The following is a 19,616-nucleotide window of genomic DNA, read 5'->3' on the forward strand; positions in this document are numbered from 1 at the left end:
GCGATGGACCGTTGGGCCAGCAAATTCAACATGGAATAGTCGTGCGCGGATCTGTACCATCCAGCCTCTATCTTGCGTACTATGCGTGCTCGGGGGAAAGAAATGATGTCTAGGTTCAAGGCGGTGCTCGCGGGTCTGGCCATGGCCGCTCTGGTGCTGCCGGGCGTCGCGGCCGCGGCCGACTACAAGGCCGAATACAAGCTCTCCACCGTGCTCGGCAAGCCGACGCCCTGGGGCATCGGCGGCGAGCGCTGGGCCGAGCTGGTCAAGGAGAAGACCGGCGGGCGCATCAATGTGAAGATGTATCCGGGCTCCGCCCTGGTGAACGGCGACCAGACCAAGGAATTCACCGCACTGCGCCAGGGCGTCATCGACATGGCGGTCGGCTCGACCATCAACTGGTCGCCGCAGGTGAAGGAGCTGAACCTCTTCGCCCTGCCGTTCCTGATGCCGGACCACAAGGCCATCGACGCCCTGACCAAGGGTCCCGTCGGCAAGCAGCTCTTCGACCTGCTCGCCACCAAGGACGTGGTGCCGCTGGCCTGGGGCGAGAACGGCTTCCGCGAGGTCTCCAACTCCAAGCGCCCGATCGTCACGCCGGCCGACATGAAGGGCATGAAGCTGCGCGTTGTCGGCTCGCCGCTGTTCCTCGACACCTTCACGGCACTCGGCGCCAACCCGACCCAGATGAGCTGGGCCGACGCCCAGCCGGCGCTGTCCACCGGTGCGGTGGACGGGCAGGAGAACCCGATCGGCGTGTTCGTCGGCGCCAAGCTGCACAGCCTGGAGCAGAAGCACCTGACGCTCTGGGGCTACGTCGCCGACCCGCTGATCTTCGTGGTGAACCAGCAGGTCTGGAACAGCTGGTCCAAGGAGGACCAGGAGGCCGTCCGCGCCGCCGCACTCCAGGCCGCGGCCGAGGAGGTGGCGATCGCCCGCAAGGGCATCACGGCCGAGGACGACAGCCTGCTGAAGGAGATCGAGGGCAACGGCGTCGCCATCGTCCGGCTGACGCCCGAGCAGCAGAAGTCCTTCCAGGCCGCGACGCGCGGCGTCTATGAGAAGTGGACGAAGACCGTCGGCCCCGACCTCGTGAAGGCGGCCGAAGAGTCCATCGCCAACCGCAAGTAAGTCCAATCATCTCCTCCCCACCCCTTCCCCTGCCGGGGAGGGGGTGGGGATATGCTTTTCAGAAGAAAAAAAGAGACAGCTGCAGAGACAGTCGATGAGCAACGCCACGAGCACCGCCCTGATGGGCGAAGGGGCGCAGGCCCGGCCGGGGGCGGCGGCGCCGAACGCGGCCCATGCGGAGCCCGCCCACGCCCCCCTGCCGGGCACGAGCCCGGAGGTCGCCTCCGAATCCTCGGCCGGGCCGGAGACGGTCGAACGCGCGCTGGCCGCCCTGGCCATGGCGGCGCTCTGCCTCATCACCTTCGCCAACGTGGTCGTGCGCTACCTGACCGACGTGTCGCTGGCCTTCACCGAGGAATATTCGATCTTCCTCATGGTGGTGATGACCCTGCTCGGCGCCTCGGCGGCGGTGGCGGCGGACCGGCACATCCGCATCACCTTCTTCACCGGCCTGCTGCCGGCGGGCGCCCGGCGCGCGGCGGACCTCCTGGCCTGGACGGCCGCCTTCGTCATGTTCGGCTTTCTCGTCTGGTACGGCGGCCGGCTCGCCTACGACCAGTGGCGTTTCGAGGAGACCTCGCCCGGCCTCGGCAACCCGCAATGGCTCTACACCGTGTGGATGCCGGTGCTGTTCGTGGTGATGATGGTCCGCGTCCTGCTGCGCCTGCGCGCGATCTGGAAGGGGCGCGCGTGATGGCGATCCCGACCCTGTTCCTGGGCTTCCTGGCCCTGCTGGTCGTCGGCGCGCCGCTCGCGGTGGCGCTGGGGCTGGCCGGCACCCTCGCCATCCTGGAGGCGCAGCTCGGCATCCTGTCGCTGCCGACCAACGTCTATGCGGGCATCGCCAAGTACCCGCTGCTGTCGATCCCCGTCTTCATCCTCGCCGGCGTGATCTTCGAGCGCGCCGGCGTGGCCGCGCGGATCGTGACCTTCGCGTCCTCCATCGTCGGCGCCCGCAACGGCGGGCTGGCGGTGGTGGCAATCCTCGTCTGCATGGTCATGGGCGGCATCTCGGGCTCCGGCCCGGCCGACGCGGCGGCGGTCGCCACCGTCATGATTCCCAGCATGCAGCGCGCCGGCTACCCCAAGGCCTTCTCCGCCAGCGTCATCGCGGCGGCGGCGGCCACGGCCATCCTGATCCCGCCCTCGGTCGCCTTCATCATCTACAGCGTGCTGGTGCCCGCGGCCTCGATCCCGGCGCTCTTCGCCGCCGGCCTGGTTCCCGGCATCATCGCCGGCCTGTCGCTGCTGGCGCCGACCATCTGGCTGTCGCGCCGCCACGGCTTCGGGCTGGCCGACACCGGGCCGCGCCCGCCCTTCTGGCAGAGCTTCAAGGGGGCGATCTGGGGCCTGCTGGCGCCCTTCATCATCCTGGGCGGCCTGCGCACCGGCGCCTTCACGCCCACGGAGGCGGCGGTGGTCGCGGTCTTCTACGGGCTGATGGTCGGGCTGTTCGTCTACCGCGCGCTGACCTGGCGCGGCCTGTACAACGCGCTGGCCGAATCGGCGGAGATGTCGGCGGTGGTGCTGCTGATCATCGCGCTGTCCAGCGTCTTCGCCTGGGCCGGCAGCACGCTCGGCGCCTTCGACGCGGTCGCCAGGGCGGCCATGGAGGCGACCGGCAACGAGGTGATCATCCTGCTGCTGCTGAACGTGGCGCTGCTCGGGCTGGGCATGCTGCTGGACGCGGTGTCGATCCTGCTGATCCTGCTGCCGCTCCTGACCCCGATCATGGAGGCGTTCAACTGGGACCCGGTGTGGTTCGGCGTCATGCTGACCATGAACCTCGCCATCGGCCAGTTCACCCCGCCCATGGCCGTGAACCTGATGGTGACCTCGCGCGTCGCCGACATCCCGATGGAGGCCACGGTGCGCTGGTCCCTGTGGATGGTCGGCGCGATGGTCGTGGCGCTGATGCTCGTCACCTTCGTGCCGGAACTGTCGCTCTGGCTGCCGCACAGGCTGGGCTACCAGTAAGCCGGCGGGCGCCGGCGTCCGCGCAAAGAAAAAGGCCGGTTCCTTCGGGGACCGGCCTTTTCCGTTCCTGTCCCGACAATGCCGGGAGATGTGCCGTCAGGCGGGCTTCTTCCGCGAGGCGAGCACGATGCCCGCGGCGATCAGCGCGATGCCGACGGCGTGGTAGAGGTGCGGCTGCTCGCCCAGCAGCAGCATGGCGAGCAGGCTGCCGAAGACCGGGACCAGATGGATCGACAGGCCGGCCACGTTCGCTCCGGCGAGCGCGACCGCGCGGTTGAAGCAGAGATAGGCCAGGATCGAGGCGCAGACCGCCGTGTAGGCGATGCTGCCCAGCGCCTGGGGCGAGAGCGGCATGGGGAAGCCCGACGCCGTCTCCCACAGGTAGAAGGGCAGCAGCAGCGCCGCCCCTACCAGGAAGGTGGCGACGACGAAGCTCAGGGGATGGACCGCGGGCCGGCGCCGCAGCAGGGCGGTGTAGGCGGCGTAGCAGACCACCGCGACGAAGATCCAGAGGTCGCCGCCGTTGAACTCCAGCCGCAGCAGGACGCCGGGATCGCCGTGCGCGATCAGCGTGGCCGCACCCGCCAGCGACACCAGGATGCCCAGCCCCTGCAAGGCCGTCACCCGGTCGCGGAACAGGGCGAGGCTCATCAGCACGATCAGCACGGGCATGGCGGACTGGATCATCACGCCGTTGATCGCCGTGGTGGTGCGCAGCCCCAGATAGAGGAAGGTGTTGAAGACGCCGATCCCCAGCGCCCCCAGCACCAGCACGATCCGCCAGCGGGCGGCGAGCGTCCGGGCGTCGGCGCGCAGGTGCGGCCAGGCGAAGGGCAGCACGATCAGCGCGCCGACGAACCAGCGCCAGAAAGCCAGCCCGACCGGCGGGACGACGCCCGCCGCCGCGCGGCCGATGACCGCGTTGCCGGCCCAGAAGAGCGGCGGCATGATCATCATCAGCCACAACTGGTCGAACAGCCGGTCGACCAGCCCGCGCGGGGCGCCGTTGGCGTGCGCCATGGCCGGATCAGCCGCGCCGCGGGCCGCGGGACTCGCCGCGCGGCCCGCCGCCACGCGGCCCGCCGCCACGGGGGCCGTCGGCGCGGGGGCCATCACCACGGGGACCATTCCCGCGCGGCCTATCGGCGGAGGCCGGCTTGCGCAGCTCCTCCTCCAGATCCCGGATGCGCTTGACCATGGCCTCGCGGATGGCCGGGGCGGCGTGCGACTTCAGGGACGCCAGCTGGTCCTTGAGCTGCGCGAGCTGCGCCTGCTTCTGCTCGCGCGTGCGCTTGATGGCGACGTTGTCGGAATGCTGGCCTTCGAAGGCGCGCATGAAAGGACCTCTTCAAATCTCTCGGGGCCACGGGTGCCGGAGCCGGCCGCCGCGGGAGGGCGGATTATTGAAGCGTCGCCGTGGCCGGCGCAAGGGGCAGGGATGTGACCGGGCGGGGACGCGCGGGAGGGCGTTGCGGCAACCCGGGGGAGGGGGGCTAGAAGTTCCGCACCGTCTCGGCGTCGGCGAGCAGCTCCGCCAGCCGCTGCAGCAGCAGCTTGGGGCTGACCGGCTTGTTGAAGACCGCCGTCTGGCGGCCGTTCAGGTCTTCCGCTCCGGCGTAGCCGGTCACGACGATGGCGGGGAGCGCGGGGTGGCGTTCGCGCAGGCGGATCAGCAGGTCGCGCCCGCCCATGCGCGGCATGGTCAGGTCGGTGACCAGGGCGTCGGCCGGGTCGCGCTCGAAGGCCTCGAGCGCCGCGATGCCGTCATGGGCGACGGTGACGCGGTAGCCCTCCGCCTCGATCACGCTGCGGAACAGCATCGCGATCATCACCTCGTCGTCCACCACCAGGATGTGCGCCATCGCCGCTCAGCCCTCGTTCCGGGGCCGGCCCGGCCGGTCGGGCGGGGTGCGTTCGGCGGGCTGGAGGGCGGTGCGGACGCGGTCGGCCAGTTCGGTGCGCCGGTAGGGCTTGCTCAGCACGCTCATGCCCGAGCCGCTGGCCCCCTCCGCGACCAGATCGTCCATGTAGCCGGTCGTCAGCAGCACCGGCAGGCCGGGCAGGCGCTCCCGTACGCGCTTGGCGAGCACCACCCCGTTCATGCCGCCGGGCATGACGAGGTCGGTGAAGAGCAGGTCGATCCCGCCGGCACGCTCCAGCAGCTCAAGCGCCTCCTCCCCGCTGCGGGCGGCCAGGACGCGGTAGCCCTGGCCGCGCAGGTAGCCCTCGGCGACGTGGCGCACGTCGTCGCTGTCCTCCACCAGGAGGATCGTCCGCGCCGAGGCACCCGCATCCTTTGCCCCGCCGGCGTCCGGCGACGGTTGCGCGACCATCGGCTGCGGCGGCACGGCCCGTTCGGTGGCCAGGGGGAAGAACATGCGCACCGTCGTGCCCTTGCCCGGCGCGCTGTCGATCTCCAGCCGGCCGTGCGACTGCTGGACGAAGCCGTGCACCATGGCGAGCCCGAGGCCGGTGCCCGGCCCCTTGGTGGTGAAGAAGGGTTCGATGGCCCGCTGCAGCACGTCGGCGGTCATGCCCGTCCCCTCGTCATGGACGCAGAGAACGGCGTAGCGGCCGGGCGGCAGGTGGTGGGCGGCGGCCTTGGCGTCGAGCGTCTTCGTCGCCGTGGCGACGGTCACCCGACCACCGTCCGGCATGGCGTCGCGCGCGTTGATCAGCACGTTCAGCAGCGCCATCTCCAGATGGACCGGGTCCAGCGTGCAGGCCGGCAGCCCCGGTTTGAGATCGAGGCGCAGGTCCACCTCTTCGCCCAGCGTGCGGACCAGCATCTCGCTGAACTCGACGATCAGCGTGTTCAGATTGACGCTGCGCGGCTCCAGCCGCTGCTTGCGCGCGAAGGAGAGGAGCTGCTGCGTCAGCCGCGCGCCCTGCTGCGCCGCGCGGTCGGCGTGCTCCAGGGCGCGGCGCAGCTCCTGGTCCTCGCCCGTGCGCTCCAGCGCCAGTTCCAGATTGCCGGTGACGACCTGGAGGAGGTTGTTGAAGTCGTGCGCGAGGCCGGCGGTGAGCTGGCCGATGGCCTCCATCTTCTGCGCCTGGCGGAAGGATTGCTCCGACACGCGGCGGCGGGTCACGTCCATCTGCGACGCGAAGAAATAGAGGATCCTGCCGTCCTGGTCGAAGATCGGCCCGATGAACAGCGCGTTCCAGAAGGGCGTGCCGTCCTTCTTGTAGTTCAGGATCTCCACCGCGATGGCGCGTTCCTGCCGGACGGCGGCGCGGACCTCCGCGACCGTGTCGGGGTCGGTCTCCGCCCCCTGCAGGAAGCGGCAGTTGCGGCCCAGAACCTCCTTTTCGTCGAAGAGGGTGAGGTCGAGGAAGGCGCGGTTGGCGAAGACGATGGGGTTGTCCGGCTGGTTTGGGTCGGTGACGGTCATCGGCATGCGCGTCATCTCGACCGCGGCGAAGAAGACGTTGCCGCGGTCGTCCAGCCCGGGGCGGGTGATGTAGCTCTCCTGCCAGTGGCGCAGGCCCAGCTCCCCCTGTGGGGAAAAGCTCATCCCCTCATGCTCGCCCGCGGCCGGGCGGCCGGCGCTCTGGCCGCCCCCCGGTCCGTCGCCCGTTCCGCTGCCCTGGATGTCGAGCGGCGGCAGAGCCTCCGGTGTGTTCCCTGCGCTGTCGCCCGCCATCCGTCACTCCCGTCCATCCGGGCCCGGAACCCGGCCCGCGGCATTGGTGCGCCGCCGCTTTCCATGTCTCGGCGCGTGTTTTTCCAAAAACGCGTGCCTAGCATCAATAGGCCGAAGGGCAGGAAGGCACGGCAGGATGGTCGATTTTCGTTCCGCCCGCCGCCCGGCGCGCAGGACCGGATGCCGGGCCGCTCCCCTCGTCGGCGAGCAAGGCGCCCGTCGCGGAAAAGGAACCGTGAAACGGGCTGGCGCGGGGGAGGTTCCCCGGACGGTCCGGGAAGGGGCGTCTCAGGCGTTCTCCTGCACCCTGGCCCGGTCGGCCGCGACCTCGGCGGGCAGCCGCATGGTGAAGGTGGTGCCCTCGCCGGGGCTGCTCCGGACCGAAACGTCGCCGCCCAGCAGGGTGCAGAAGGCCTTGGTGATGGCGAGGCCGAGCCCGGTCCCGCCGAAGCGCCGCGTCGCGGAGGAATCCGCCTGGACGAAGCGCTGGAACAGGCGGGCGGTCTGCTCCTCGGTCATGCCGATGCCGGTGTCGGCGACCCGGAACTCCAGCCAGCCGCCGCTGCCGGCCGGAACCCGCTCGGCCGACAGCACGATCCGGCCCCCTTCGGTGAACTTGGCGGCGTTGCCGAGCAGGTTCAGAAGGCATTGCCGCAGCTTCACCGGGTCCGAGCGCATCCGCCCGAGACCGGGCGCAAAGCGCAATTCCAGCCGGTTGCCCTTGCGGTCGGCGAGCGCCCGCACGGCCTCGGCCGCCTCGCCGAGCAGCGCCTCGACGTCGAACTCCTCGGCATGGACCTCCATGCGGCCGGCCTCGATCTTGGAAATGTCGAGGACGTCGTTGATGAGGGAGAGGAGATGGCGGGCGTTGGCGCCGATCTTCCGCAGATCGTCGAGCATCGTTCCGGCGCCGAGGTCCTGGACCTCCTCCTCCAGCATCTCGCTGTAGCCGATGACGGCGCTCAACGGCGTGCGCAGCTCATGGCTCATGTTGGCGATGAACTGGCTCTTGGCCCGGTTCGCGGCCTCCGCCGCGTCCCGCGCGGCGGCGAGATCCTCCTCGAAGCGCTTGCGCGCGGTGATGTCCTGCATGGCGCCGATCATGCGCAAGGGACGCCCGTCCCCGTCCCGCAGCAGGAAGCCGCGGTCCAGCACCACGGCGTGGCTGCCGTCCGCGCGGCGGAACCGGTACTCGTCCGACCAGTGCGACTCCGCGCCCCGGATGGCCGCCCGGATGGCGGCGCCGACCCGCTCCCGCTCGTCGGGGTGGACGCGCTCCCTCCACCAGCCGGCATCCGCCGCGACCTCGTCGGCGCGGTAGCCGAAGAGGGTCCGCACGGCGTCGTTCCAGCGGATCTCGTCCGTCCTGAGGTCCCAGTCCCAGATGGCGTCGTTGGTCGCCCGCGCCGCGAGGCGGTAGCGCTCCTCGGCGTCGCGCAGGGCTCCCTCCACCCGCCTGCGGTCGATCGAGGCGACGACGAGGGCCAGCAGCAGGATCAGCATGGCCGCACCCGTGACGCCGATCGCGAGAACCTGGCCGCCAAGGCCTTGCGCGGCGGCGTGGCCCGGTCCGCCATGGCCCGGCCCGTCATGCGGCGTCAGGGTGAAGGCCAGCATGCCCGTGTAATGCATGCCGGCCACGGCCACCCCCATGACGACCGCCGCCAGCAGCTGCTGGCCGACGCCATGCGGCCGTTGCGAGAGCCACAGCCCCGCCGTCGCCGCCGCGACCGCCACGAGGACGGAGGCCGCGACCGGAGCGGCGGCGTAGGAGGGATCCGCCGGCATGCGCATCGCCGCCATGCCGATGTAATGCATGCCGGCCACCCCGACGCCCATCACCAGCCCGGCCGGAAGCGCCCCGGCCAACGTCCGCCCCGCCCCGCGCCGGGAGATCAGCGCGAAGGCAACACCCGTCGCTCCCACCGCGGCGGCGAAGGACAGGGCGGTCAGCCGCAGATCGTAGGCGACCGGCACGCCCGCCTCGAAGGCGAGCATGGCGACGAAATGCATGGCCCAGATGCCGCCCCCCATGGCCGCAGCGGCCCCGGCGGTCCAGGCCCAGAGCGACCGGGAAGCCCCTTCCCGCACCCGCGCCGCCCGCGCGCGGCTGGCGAGGTCAAGCGCCGTGAAGGAGGCCAGAACCGCGATCAGGAAGGACAGCAGGACAAGGCCGGGGTCGTGGCCGAGAAGGGTCGACATGGGGCGCGCTCCGGCTTGCATCGGCCGGCGGAACGGGTCGGGCGGCTGGCCGGCGTCCTATCAATCGGACGGCGGGGCTGCGGTTCCCGGAGTGGGGTATGGGGAGGAGAACTTGAAGTGCAGGCAGCTGCTTTTCGGTCGGCTGAAAGGAAAGCCGGAAAGCGAAAAGGCCCGGCGCTTGAAGCGTCGGGCCTTTGAATTCGATGGTGCCGCAGCAGGGAATTGAACCCCGGACCTACTGATTACGAATCAGTTGCTCTACCCCTGAGCTACTGCGGCGTCGTTGTGGCGCGGAACATAGCGGGGAGGGCGGTGGGGTGCAAGGGACTTTTTTCGTCCCGTCCGCACTTTCTCCGCCGAGCCCCCGGCGCCTATCCCTGCTCGCGGATCACCTCCAGGAAGGCGTCGGCGTAGCGTTCCAGCTTGCGGCCGCCGACGCCCGGCAGGCGGCCGAAGCCGACGCGGTCCTGGGGGCGGGAGGCGACCATTTCCAGCAGCGTGCTGTCGTGGAAGATGACGTAGGGCGGCACGCCCTGCTCGCGGGCCAGACGGGTGCGGCAGTCCTTGAGCGCGTGCCACAGCGCGTCGTCGGCGGGGCTGAGCGTGCCGCGCGCGCCGGAGCGGGAGACGCCGTCGGCGGACAGGCCGCCGCCGCTTCCGCCGGGCGCGCTTCCGCCGCGCGAGACATGGCGGCGCAGGGCGTCGTGGACGCCGCGGCGGCGCTCCTGGACCGGGTCCTTGCGCAGCTTCACCGGCTTCTGGCCCTTGATGACGGCCACCCCTGAATCCGTCAGGCGGAAGCCGCCGAAGCCCTCGATGTCCACGGTGAGGAAGCCGGCGGCGACGAGCTGCCGGTAGACCGACTGCCACTCGGCCTTGGCGAGGTCCTTGCCGACGCCGAAGGTCTTCAGGCTGTCGTGCGCCTGCTGGACCACCTTGTCGGTGGCGTTGCCGAGCAGCACGTCGATCAGGTGCCCGGCGCCGTAGCGCTGGCCGGTGCGGTAGACGGCCGACAGGGCCTTCTGGGCGGCGACCGTGCCGTCCCAGCACTCCACCGGCTCCAGGCAGGTGTCGCAGTTGCCGCAGGGCTCGGGGAAGGGCTCGCCGAAATAGTTCAGCAGCACCTGGCGGCGGCAGGTCGCCGTCTCGCAGAAGCCCAGCAGCGCCTCCAGCTTGCCGCGCTCGACCCGGCGGTGCGTGTCGGCGGCCTCCGACTGCTCCAGCATCTGGCGCAAGGACACCACGTCGGCCATGCCGTAGGCCATCCAGGCGTTGGCGGCGAGCCCGTCGCGGCCGGCGCGGCCGGTCTCCTGGTAATAGGCCTCCAGGCTCTTGGGCGGGTCGAGATGGGCGACGAAACGCACGTTGGGCTTGTCGATGCCCATGCCGAAGGCGACCGTCGCCACCATGACGATGCCCTCGCCCTTGATGAACAGGTCCTGGTTCGCCTCGCGCACGTCCGGGGGCAGGCCGGCGTGGTAGGGCAGGGCCTCGCGCCCCTGCGCGTTCAGCCAGGCCGCCACGTCCTCCACCTTCGCCCGCGACATGCAGTAGATGATGCCCGCGTCCTCCGCGTGGTTCTCGCGCAGGAAGGCCAGCAGCTGCTGACGCTCGGTCTTCTTGGGCACGACCCGGTAGGTGATGTTCGGCCGGTCGAAGCTGGAGATGAAGACGCGCGCCTCGCCCAGCCCCAGCTTCTCGGCGATCTCCGCGCGGGTCTGGGCGTCGGCGGTCGCGGTCAGCGCGATGCGCGGCACCATCGGGTGGCGCTCGTGCAGGATCGAGAGCTGGAGATATTCCGGGCGGAAGTCATGGCCCCACTGCGACACGCAATGCGCCTCGTCCAGCGCGAAGAGCGCCAGGTCGGTGCGGTCCAGCAGCTCGAGGAAGCGCGGCGTCACCAGACGCTCCGGCGCGACGTAGAGCAGGTCCAGCTCGCCGCGCGCCACCGCGCGCTCCACCTCCCGCGCCTCGTTCGGGTCGAGCGAGGAGTTGAGGTAGGCCGCGCGCACGCCGGCCTCGCGCAAGGCCGTCACCTGGTCGCGCATCAGCGCGATCAGCGGCGACACGACGACGGCCAGCCCGTCGCGCACCAGCGCGGGGATCTGGTAGCACAGCGATTTCCCGCCGCCCGTCGGCATCAGGACCAGCGCGTCGCCCCCGCGGACGACGTGGTCGATGATCTCCGCCTGCTGGCCGCGGAAGGCGGAATAGCCGAACACCGAACGCAGCACGTCCAATGCCGGGTCCGGCGCTTGCGATGAGATGGAAAAAAGAGAGTCCACGCCCTTGCGATTCTAAATCTGGTGGCGGTGCCGAAGCGTCCTACTCAATGCCTATGATGGGACGCCTATGATGTGGCACAGAATGCCCCATCCGTGAAGACGCAAACCGGTCGCGCAAAAGGACAAGAGTGGCCCATCGCGCCCCGCGCGAGAAAAGGGTGATGAATGCATCCGGGCGTGTGTAAAGTGAAAACGGCGGATGGATGGGCCATCCGCCGTTTCGAAGGAGGAAAGAGGCATGCAGAAAATGCCCTTCTTCCTGGTGCTCCAGTGGCGGAAATGGCGGATCGAGATCCGCCTGATCCAATGCTAAACACCGGGAGCGGCCGGCGGGTGTTGCGAGCAACCGCCGGCTACCTCCGATAAGATATCGCGAACCAGGGCCTTTGCAAATGCCTGCGATGGCATTCAATCGGCGTAAGGCGATCTCGCCCTACAGCAGGTCGCGCAGCATCGCCACGAGCGGCAGGTCGGCGGGCGGCATGGGGTAGTCGCCCATGCGGTTCGGGTAGACCCAGGCGAGCTGCTGCCCCTCCCGCCCCGTCACCGTGCCCTGCCAGACCCGGCAGACGTAGAGCGGCATCAGCAGGTGGAACGTCTCATAGCTGTGGGAGGCGAAGGTAAAGGGGGCGAGGCAGCTCGCCGCCGTGTCGATGCCCAGCTCCTCCCGCAGCTCGCGCACCAGCGCCGCCTCCGGCGTCTCGCCGGGATCGACCTTGCCGCCGGGGAACTCCCACAGTCCGGCCAGCGACTTGCCGGGCGGGCGCTGGGCCAGCAGCACCCGCCCGTCCGGGTCCACCAGAGCCACCGCGACGACCAGAACCACCGGCAGTGACCCCGGCGCCGGGGTGGAGTTCGGGTCGAAGCAGGACATGGCGCATCAGCTCCGGTAGCTGCCGTTGATGTCGATGTAGCCGTGGGTCAAGTCGCAGGTCCAGACCTTCGCCTTGCCCGTTCCGATGCCGAGGTCGATGTGGACGTCGATCTCCTGGCCCTTCATGTGGGCGGCGACCGGCGCCTCGTCGTAGCCCGGAACCTCCATGCCCTCGGCGCAGATCAGCGTGCCGCCGATGGTGATCTTGATCAGGTCGCGGTCGGCGCGTTCGCCGGCGCGCCCGATAGCGGCGACGATGCGGCCCCAGTTGGCGTCCTCGCCGGCGATGGCGGTCTTGACCAGCGGCGAGTTGGCGACGGTCAGCGCGATGCGCTTGGCGGCGGCGTCATGCTCCGCACCCTCCAGCGTGATGGCGACGAACTTGGTCGCCCCCTCGCCGTCGCGCACGATCTGGAGCGCGAGGTCGAGCATCACCTCCTCCAGCGCCCGGCGGAACTCCGCCAGTTCCGGCGCGTCGGCGCTGGAGACGGGGGCGTTGCCGGCCTTGCCCGTGGCGAAGAGCAGCAGCGTGTCGCTGGTCGAGGTGTCGCCGTCCACCGTGATGGCGTTGAAGCTGCGCTCCGTGAACTCCGACAGCATGGACTGGAGTACCGGCGCCGCGATGGCTGCGTCGGTGAAGAGGAAGCCCAGCATCGTCGCCATGTCCGGCGCGATCATGCCGGAGCCCTTGGCGAAGCCGCTGATCGTCACGCTCGTGCCGCCGACCGAAACGGTGCGGGTCGAGCCCTTGGGGAAGGTGTCCGTGGTCATGATGGCGCGGGCGCCGGCCTCCAGCGAGGCGGAGTCCGTCGCCAGACCCGCCGCCATGCCGGGCAGCACCTTTGCTATGGCGTCGGGGGCGAGCGGGATGCCGATCACGCCGGTGGAGGCCACATAGACCTCGTCCAGGTCGCAGCCCGCGATCTCCGCCGCGGCCTTCAGCGTCGCCTGCACGGTCGCGTCGCCCGCCTTGCCGGTGAAGGCGTTGGCGTTGCCGGCGTTGACCACCAGCGCGCGGGCCGAGCCGCGGGGCAGGCTGTCGCGGCACCAGACCACCGGCGCCGAGCAGGTCAGCGAGCGCGTCAGCACGCCGGCCACGCTGGTCCCTGGGTCGAGCACGGCGAGCAGCAGGTCGTCGCGTCCCTTGTAGCGGATGCCGCTGTTGGCGGTGGCGATGCGCACGCCCGCCACCGGCGGGAGCGTCGGGAAGGCGGCGGGGGCCAGGGGGGAAGCGGTCTTGGCCATGGGAGCGCTGATCCGTGTGGCTGGTGGGGACGGCTGTGCGGGGATCATGAAAATAATGAACGCCGGCCCCCCGGTCCCGGAAATCCGGGCCGGAGGGCCGGAAGCGCGGCCTTTACGGCTTGGCGGGAGCGGCGCCGGTGGCCGGAGCCGGGGCCGGGCCGCCGGTCGCCGGGGCGGCGGCGGGCTCCGCCGGCATCGGCGAGCCGTCGAGCTGGAAGGTCTCGACCTTGGCGCCGCTGCGCAGCTCGTCCACCAGGGCGGTGATGAGGTCGCGCGACAGGTCCTGCTCCAGCTGCGGCTTCACCTCCTCCAGGGTCGGCTGCGGCTGGGTGCGCTTGTCCTCGACCTTGATGACGTGCCAGCCGAACTGGGTCTGCACCGGCGTCTCGCTGACCTCGCCCTTCTTCATGGCGAAGGCGGCGTTCGCGAAGGGCTCGACCATCGCGTCCTTGGTGAAGTAGCCGAGGTCGCCGCCCTGCTCGGCCGCGGCCTTGTCCTGGGACTTCTCCTTGGCGATCTTGGCGAAGTCGCCGCCCTTCTTCAGGTCGGCGATGATCTGCTTGGCCGCGGCCTCGTCGGCGACGAGGATGTGGCTGGCCTTCACCTCTTCCTGCGCCGGGTTCTGCTCGAGATAGGCCTTGTAGGCCTTGTCGAGCTGGTCCGGCGTCATGCGCTTGGCGACTTCCTGCTGGATGTAGGCGCGCTGCACGGCGCGCTCCTCGGCGCGCTTCAGCTCTTCCCGGACGGCGGCGCTCTCGTCGAGCTTGGCCTTGTAGCCGGCCTCGGAGACGAGCTTGCCGCTGACGATCTGGTCGAGCAGGGCGGGGTAGATCATCTCCAGCGGCATCTGCTGGACCTGCGGCGGCAGCTGCGCGACCGTGCTCATGACCTCGGAACGGCGGATCTCCTTGCCGTTGACGCGGGCGACGACGGGGTCGCCGGCCGGGGCCGCGGCATTGGCCTGAGCTGGGGCCTGAGCTGGGGCCTGGGTGGTGGCAGGCGCGGCCGGCGCCGGCGTCTGGGCGTGGGCCGCCAGCGCGAGGCCACAGGCGGCCATCGAGAGCAGGGCGGTGCGGAAGATGCGGTTCACCATGACGAAGTTTCCTTCCCGAGGATGTCTGTAGTGCGGACGGCCGCCTCGGGGCCATCGTCCGCTGCCCCGTGCCCATAAGTCCGGGCGGGGATTAAGCATGGGTTCGGCGCGGGGGGCAAGCGGTCCGGCGCGCGATTCACAACCGGCCCAAGGGGATGCGCCGGGAGTTGGGCGGCATCGCGGCGGGATCCGGGCCGGATCGTGGCCGGCCGCCCTTGCCGGCGGGAAGGCTGTCGAATCCGTGGGACAGCCCCCGGCAGGGGTGCCATTCATTGACAGAAACCGGGCATGGGCCTATGTGAAACCGGTCCAAGGCCGGCCTTTCGCCACGCTCCATGCTTCCGAGGTTTCCATGTTCGGTGCGCTCGCCCGCAAGATTTTCGGCACCGCCAACACCCGCACCGTCAAGGCGCTGCAAAAGAACGTCCAGCGGATCAACGCGCTGGAGCCCGAGGTCGCCCGGCTGACCGACGAGCAGCTGCGCGCGCGCACCGACGAGTTCCGGAGCCGACTCGCGAAGGGCGAAACGCTGGACTCGCTGCTGCCGGAAGCCTTCGCCACGGTGCGCGAGGCCGGCAAGCGCGTGCTCGGGCAGCGCCACTTCGACGTGCAGCTGATGGGCGGCATGGTGCTGCACCAGGGCCGCATCACCGAGATGCGCACGGGCGAGGGCAAGACGCTGGTGGCGACGCTCGCCGTCTATCTGAACGCGCTGGAGGGCAAGGGCGTCCACGTCGTCACGGTGAACGACTATCTCGCCAAGCGCGACAGCGACATGATGGGCCGGCTCTACGGCTTCCTCGGCCTGTCCACCGGCTGCATCATCCACGGGCTGGACGATTTCGAGCGCCGCATGGCCTACCACGCGGACGTGACCTACGGCACGAACAACGAGTTCGGCTTCGACTATCTGCGCGACAACATGAAGTTCCGGCTGGAGGACATGGTCCAGCGGCCCTTCAGCTACGCCATCGTCGACGAGGTGGACTCGATCCTGATCGACGAGGCGCGCACGCCGCTGATCATCTCCGGCCCCTCGACCGACAGCTCGGAGATGTACACGGCGGTCAACCGGCTGATCCCGATGCTGGTGCCGGAGGATTACGAGAAGGACGAGAAGCACCGCGCCGTCAGCTTCTCCGAGACCGGCCAGGAGCATATGGAGCAGCTGCTGGCCGAGGCCGGGCTGCTGAAGTCGGGCGGGCTCTACGACATCCAGAACGTGGCGCTGGTCCACCACGCACAGCAGGCGCTGCGCGCCCACACGCTGTTCCAGCGTGACAAGGACTACATCGTCAAGGACGACAAGGTCGTCATCATCGACGAGTTCACCGGCCGCATGATGGAGGGCCGGCGTTATTCCGAAGGCCTGCACCAGGCGCTCGAGGCCAAGGAAGGCGTCACCATCCAGCGCGAGAACCAGACGCTGGCCTCCATCACCTTCCAGAACTATTTCCGCATGTACCCGAAGCTGGCGGGCATGACCGGCACGGCCATGACCGAGGCGGCGGAGTTCGCGGAGATCTACGGGCTGGAGGTCGTGGACATCCCGACCAACGTCCAGGTCCAGCGCAAGGACCAGGACGACGAGGTCTACCGGACCGCGACCGAGAAGTACCACGCGATCATCGACCTCATTGAGGACGCCCGCAAGCGGATGCAGCCGGTTCTGGTCGGCACGACCTCCATCGAGAAGTCGGAGCTGCTCTCCCGCCTGCTCGACGAGCGCGGCATCCCGCACAACGTGCTGAACGCCCGCCACCACGAGCAGGAAGCCTACATCATCGCCCAGGCCGGCCGGCCGGGTGCCGTGACCGTCGCCACCAACATGGCCGGCCGCGGCACCGACATCCAGCTCGGCGGCAACGTGCAGATGCGCATCGCCATGGAGCTGGCCGACCTTCCGGAAGGCCCCGAGCGCGACGCCCGGGTCAAGCAGATCGAGGCCGAGGTCGCCGAGGCGCGCGAACTGGTGAAGCAGGCCGGCGGCCTCTACGTCGTCGGCACCGAGCGGCACGAGAGCCGCCGCATCGACAACCAGCTGCGCGGCCGATCCGGCCGCCAGGGCGACCCCGGCAACTCGAAGTTCTTCCTGTCGCTGGAAGACGACCTGATGCGCATCTTCGGCTCGCAGCGCATGGACACGATGCTCCAGCGCCTCGGCCTGAAGGAGGGGGAGGCGATCATCCACCCCTGGATCAACAAGGCGCTGGAAAAGGCTCAGCAGAAGGTCGAGGCCCACCACTTCGACATCCGCAAGAACCTGCTGAAGTATGACAACGTCATGAACGACCAGCGCAAGGTCGTCTATGAGCAGCGCCGCGAGGTCATGGAGGCGCCGGACATCGCCGAGACCATCCAGGAGATGCGCCACCAGGTGATCTCCGCGATGGTCGCCCGCGCGATCCCGGCCAACAGCTACGCCGAGGCCTGGGACATCGAGGGTCTGGACGCCGAGGTGCGCCGCGTGCTGGCGCTCGACGTCCCGGTCAAGGACTGGGGCCGGGAAGAGGGCATCGCCGAGTCCGAGATCGAGGAGCGCGTCCGCGAGGCCGCCGACGCCAAATACGCGGAGAAGGAAGCCGCCTACGGCGTCGAGACGATGCGGCACGTGGAGAAGAGCCTCCTGCTCCAAATCCTGGACCAGGAATGGAAGGACCATCTCCTCCAGCTCGACCATCTGCGCCAGGGCATCAACCTGCGCGCCTACGCGCAGAAGGACCCGCTGAACGAGTACAAGCGCGAGGCGTTCGAGCTGTTCGACGCGATGCTGAACGCGCTGCGCGAGCAGGTCACCGCCGTGCTGATGCATGTGGAGATCCGCATGGCCGGCGACGCGGAGGCCTTCGACGACCGGCCGATGCCGGAAATGCACGAGGGGCACGACGACCCGGCCCTGGCGATGGCCGGCGCCGGCCTGCCGCCCGCGGGCGCCGCCCTGCCGGACGGCATGGTCCGCGCCTCCGCCCCGGCGGCCCGCGCCGAAATGCCGGCCGAATGGGCCGCCACCCCGCGCAACGCCCCGTGCCCCTGCGGCTCGGGCGAAAAGTTCAAGCACTGCCACGGCAGCCTCGCGTGACCTGACGCGAGTTGGAGGACGCCGCTTTGAAAAAGGGACCGCCGTTCGTTCGGCGGTCCCTTTTTCGTTGGGTGCCTATAACTCGCTATAACTCCGTACAAGTGACTAAAGCCATCTGCGGCATCCCATCCGACGGCCTCCTGCCACGGCGTCGGACCCTCTCGAGCGTCCCTCGCACCCGCAACCGGATACCGCTCGCGCAGATGATCAAACCCCTGATTTTCCGCCGCTCCCGCCATCGTCAACCCTCCTTTCCGCATGCATGGCTGACCCGCGTCCGGCGGCGTTTCGGCGTCGCGAAGACCCTTGGAAGTTGCGGCGCAAAACCCTATCTTCGGGGCCTTGATCGCTGGAGGCTCGTCCGTCTCTTGAGCGAGACGCGGTAGGTTTCTGACGCGGCATCGTGCCGTGCTCCCCAGCAAGACGCCTCTCCCTCTTCGACCTCCTCCCGGCGAGATCCGCCGGCGCCAGACCGCTCCCCAATCGGGGGCGCGGTCCGCTTCGCGCCGTCATGCCTGTGGAAAGGTTTTGCTCCTTGTCGTCTTCTGAACAGACTTTCGCCGAACTCGGTATTCACGCCCACGTCGCCCAGGCCCTCGCCGAGCTGGGCTACACCACCCCGACGCCCGTCCAGGCGGCGGCCATCCCGCCGGCGCTGACCGGCCGTGACATCCTCGCCACCGCCGAGACCGGCACCGGCAAGACCGCGGCCTTCATGCTGCCGGCGCTGACCCGCATCGCCGACCTGCCACGCCTGGGCATCGCTGCCCCGCGCATCCTCGTGCTGGCCCCGACGCGCGAACTCGCCAGCCAGGTGACACAGGCCGCTCGCAAGTACGCCAAGCCGCTGCGCCTGAACATCATCGACGTGGTCGGCGGCATGCCCTACCGCGAGCAGCTGCGCCTGCTGTCGCGTCCGGTGGACGTCGTCGTGGCGACCCCCGGCCGCCTGATCGACCACATCGAGCGCCAGCGCATCGACCTCAGCACCGTCGAGGTGCTGATCCTCGACGAGGCCGACCGCATGCTCGACATGGGCTTCCTCGAGGACGTCGAGCGCATCGCCAAGGCCTGCAAGTCCGAGCGCCAGACGCTGCTGTTCACGGCCACGCTGGACCGCCGCATGGCCCAGCTCGCCGGCAACCTGCTGCGCAACCCGGAGCGCGTGGCCGTCGAGAGCCAGGCCACGGCGATCAACGTCGAGCAACGCCTGCACCACGCCGACGACATGGACCACAAGCGGCGCCTGCTGATGCACTTCGCCGGCCAGGAAGAGGTCGGCAAGGCGATCATCTTCGCCGCGACCAAGCGCGACGCCGACACGCTGGCGGAAGAGCTGAACGACGCGGGCCACGCCGCCGCCGCCCTGCACGGCGACATGGACCAGTTCAAGCGCAACCGCACGCTCCAGCGGCTGCGCAACGGCCAGGTCCGGCTGCTGGTGGCGACCGACGTGGCCGCGCGCGGCATCGACGTGCGCGACATCACGCACGTCATCAACTTCGACCTGCCGCGTTCGGCGGAGGACTATGTCCACCGCATCGGCCGCACGGGCCGCGCCGGCGCCACGGGCATCGCCGTGTCCTTCGCCTCGCGCGCCGACCGTGAGACGCTGTTCCGCATCGAGCGCTACACCGGCGCCACACTGGCGATCCACACGATCCCCGGCCTGGAGCCGCAGCGTTCCTTCACCGGCGGCGGTGGCCGTCCGGCCGGGCGCCCCGCGGGCAACCGCGGCCCGAAGCCGTGGCAGCGCAACGGTGAGCGCAGCGGCGGCGGCGGCGAGCGCAACGGCGACAAGCCGTGGCACCGCAGCGCCGAGCGGAACGGCGAGAAGCCTGCCGGCGGCGGCTTCCGCAACGCGGGCCGTTCCGACCATGCCCGCCGCGACGGCGGCCAGGGCAAGCCGGCCCAGGCGCGCGCCACCAAGTGGTGAGCCTCGGCTGACGCCATCGCCTGAAAAGGGCGCGGTCCTTCGGGGCCGCGCCCTTTTTCTTGGTGCGCCCAGCATGGGCGTTCTCTTGTGGGTGCAAGTCCCATCGTAAGCTGATCACGGCGAGCGAAGTGAAGCGCAACTGCGGAA

At 69.9% G+C, this 19,616-nt stretch carries 14 protein-coding genes and 1 tRNA gene; 5 read left to right on the forward strand and 10 right to left on the reverse strand.

Annotation, left to right across the window (positions count from 1 at the left end):
* Positions 1–105 precede the first annotated feature (105 nt).
* The 3 genes from JUB11_RS02780 (at position 106) to JUB11_RS02790 (ending at position 3,108) form a co-directional block, all read left to right on the forward strand.
* Complete coding sequence (locus JUB11_RS02780; RefSeq protein ID WP_207456014.1) at positions 106–1,131, forward strand: DctP family TRAP transporter solute-binding subunit; 1,026 nt, start codon at positions 106–108, stop codon at positions 1,129–1,131.
* 94 nt (positions 1,132–1,225) lie between these two features.
* Entirely contained in the window at positions 1,226–1,825 is a 600-nt protein-coding gene (locus JUB11_RS02785; protein WP_247886789.1) for a TRAP transporter small permease, read from the forward strand.
* Positions 1,825–3,108: a TRAP transporter large permease gene (locus JUB11_RS02790; RefSeq protein WP_207455965.1), complete on the forward strand. Its 1,284-nt coding sequence runs from the start codon at positions 1,825–1,827 to the stop codon at positions 3,106–3,108. The genes JUB11_RS02785 and JUB11_RS02790 overlap by 1 nt, the downstream gene beginning before the upstream one ends.
* Positions 3,109–3,204: 96 nt before the next feature.
* Here the strand turns inward: JUB11_RS02790 and JUB11_RS02795 are convergent, their stop codons facing one another.
* The 10 genes from JUB11_RS02795 to JUB11_RS02840 all read right to left on the reverse strand — a co-directional run bounded on the left by JUB11_RS02795 (position 3,205) and on the right by JUB11_RS02840 (position 14,454).
* On the reverse strand, positions 3,205–4,128 hold the full coding sequence (locus tag JUB11_RS02795) for a DMT family transporter (RefSeq protein WP_207455966.1): 924 nt from the start codon (positions 4,126–4,128) through the stop codon (positions 3,205–3,207).
* A 7-nt stretch (positions 4,129–4,135) separates the two neighbouring features.
* A complete protein-coding gene (locus JUB11_RS02800; protein ID WP_207455967.1) occupies positions 4,136–4,444 on the reverse strand; it encodes a hypothetical protein in 309 nt (102 codons plus the stop codon).
* A 157-nt stretch (positions 4,445–4,601) separates the two neighbouring features.
* A complete protein-coding gene (locus tag JUB11_RS02805; RefSeq protein WP_207455968.1) occupies positions 4,602–4,970 on the reverse strand; it encodes a response regulator in 369 nt (122 codons plus the stop codon).
* A 6-nt stretch (positions 4,971–4,976) separates the two neighbouring features.
* Entirely contained in the window at positions 4,977–6,755 is a 1,779-nt protein-coding gene (locus tag JUB11_RS02810) for a histidine kinase famiy protein (protein ID WP_207455969.1), read from the reverse strand.
* A 288-nt stretch (positions 6,756–7,043) separates the two neighbouring features.
* Positions 7,044–8,957, reverse strand: a complete 1,914-nt coding sequence (locus JUB11_RS02815; RefSeq protein WP_207455970.1) for an MHYT domain-containing protein — start codon at positions 8,955–8,957, stop codon at positions 7,044–7,046.
* A gap of 204 nt (positions 8,958–9,161) precedes the next feature.
* A tRNA-Thr gene (locus tag JUB11_RS02820) sits at positions 9,162–9,236 on the reverse strand.
* Positions 9,237–9,328: 92 nt separating this feature from the next.
* On the reverse strand, positions 9,329–11,197 hold the full coding sequence (gene recQ, locus JUB11_RS02825; RefSeq protein WP_211112414.1) for a DNA helicase RecQ: 1,869 nt from the start codon (positions 11,195–11,197) through the stop codon (positions 9,329–9,331).
* 478 nt (positions 11,198–11,675) lie between these two features.
* The gene (locus JUB11_RS02830; protein ID WP_207455974.1) at positions 11,676–12,116 is read right to left on the reverse strand and encodes a (deoxy)nucleoside triphosphate pyrophosphohydrolase; all 441 of its coding nucleotides are present in this window, start codon (positions 12,114–12,116) and stop codon (positions 11,676–11,678) included.
* A gap of 6 nt (positions 12,117–12,122) precedes the next feature.
* A complete protein-coding gene (argJ, locus tag JUB11_RS02835) occupies positions 12,123–13,361 on the reverse strand; it encodes a bifunctional glutamate N-acetyltransferase/amino-acid acetyltransferase ArgJ (protein ID WP_207455976.1) in 1,239 nt (412 codons plus the stop codon).
* A gap of 112 nt (positions 13,362–13,473) precedes the next feature.
* Positions 13,474–14,454 (reverse strand): peptidylprolyl isomerase, encoded by a 981-nt coding sequence (locus JUB11_RS02840; protein WP_207455978.1) that lies wholly within the window; start codon positions 14,452–14,454, stop codon positions 13,474–13,476.
* A gap of 352 nt (positions 14,455–14,806) precedes the next feature.
* Here JUB11_RS02840 and secA point away from each other — a divergent pair, with 352 nt between their 5' ends.
* Positions 14,807–17,533, forward strand: a complete 2,727-nt coding sequence (secA, locus tag JUB11_RS02845) for a preprotein translocase subunit SecA (protein WP_207455982.1) — start codon at positions 14,807–14,809, stop codon at positions 17,531–17,533.
* A 535-nt stretch (positions 17,534–18,068) separates the two neighbouring features.
* On the forward strand, positions 18,069–19,469 hold the full coding sequence (locus tag JUB11_RS02850; RefSeq protein WP_247886790.1) for a DEAD/DEAH box helicase: 1,401 nt from the start codon (positions 18,069–18,071) through the stop codon (positions 19,467–19,469).
* Positions 19,470–19,616: the final 147 nt, after the last annotated feature.

Origin of the sequence: Azospirillum sp. SYSU D00513 (assembly GCF_017356015.1) — a bacterium.
In the GTDB taxonomy this organism is placed as follows: domain Bacteria; phylum Pseudomonadota; class Alphaproteobacteria; order Azospirillales; family Azospirillaceae; genus Azospirillum.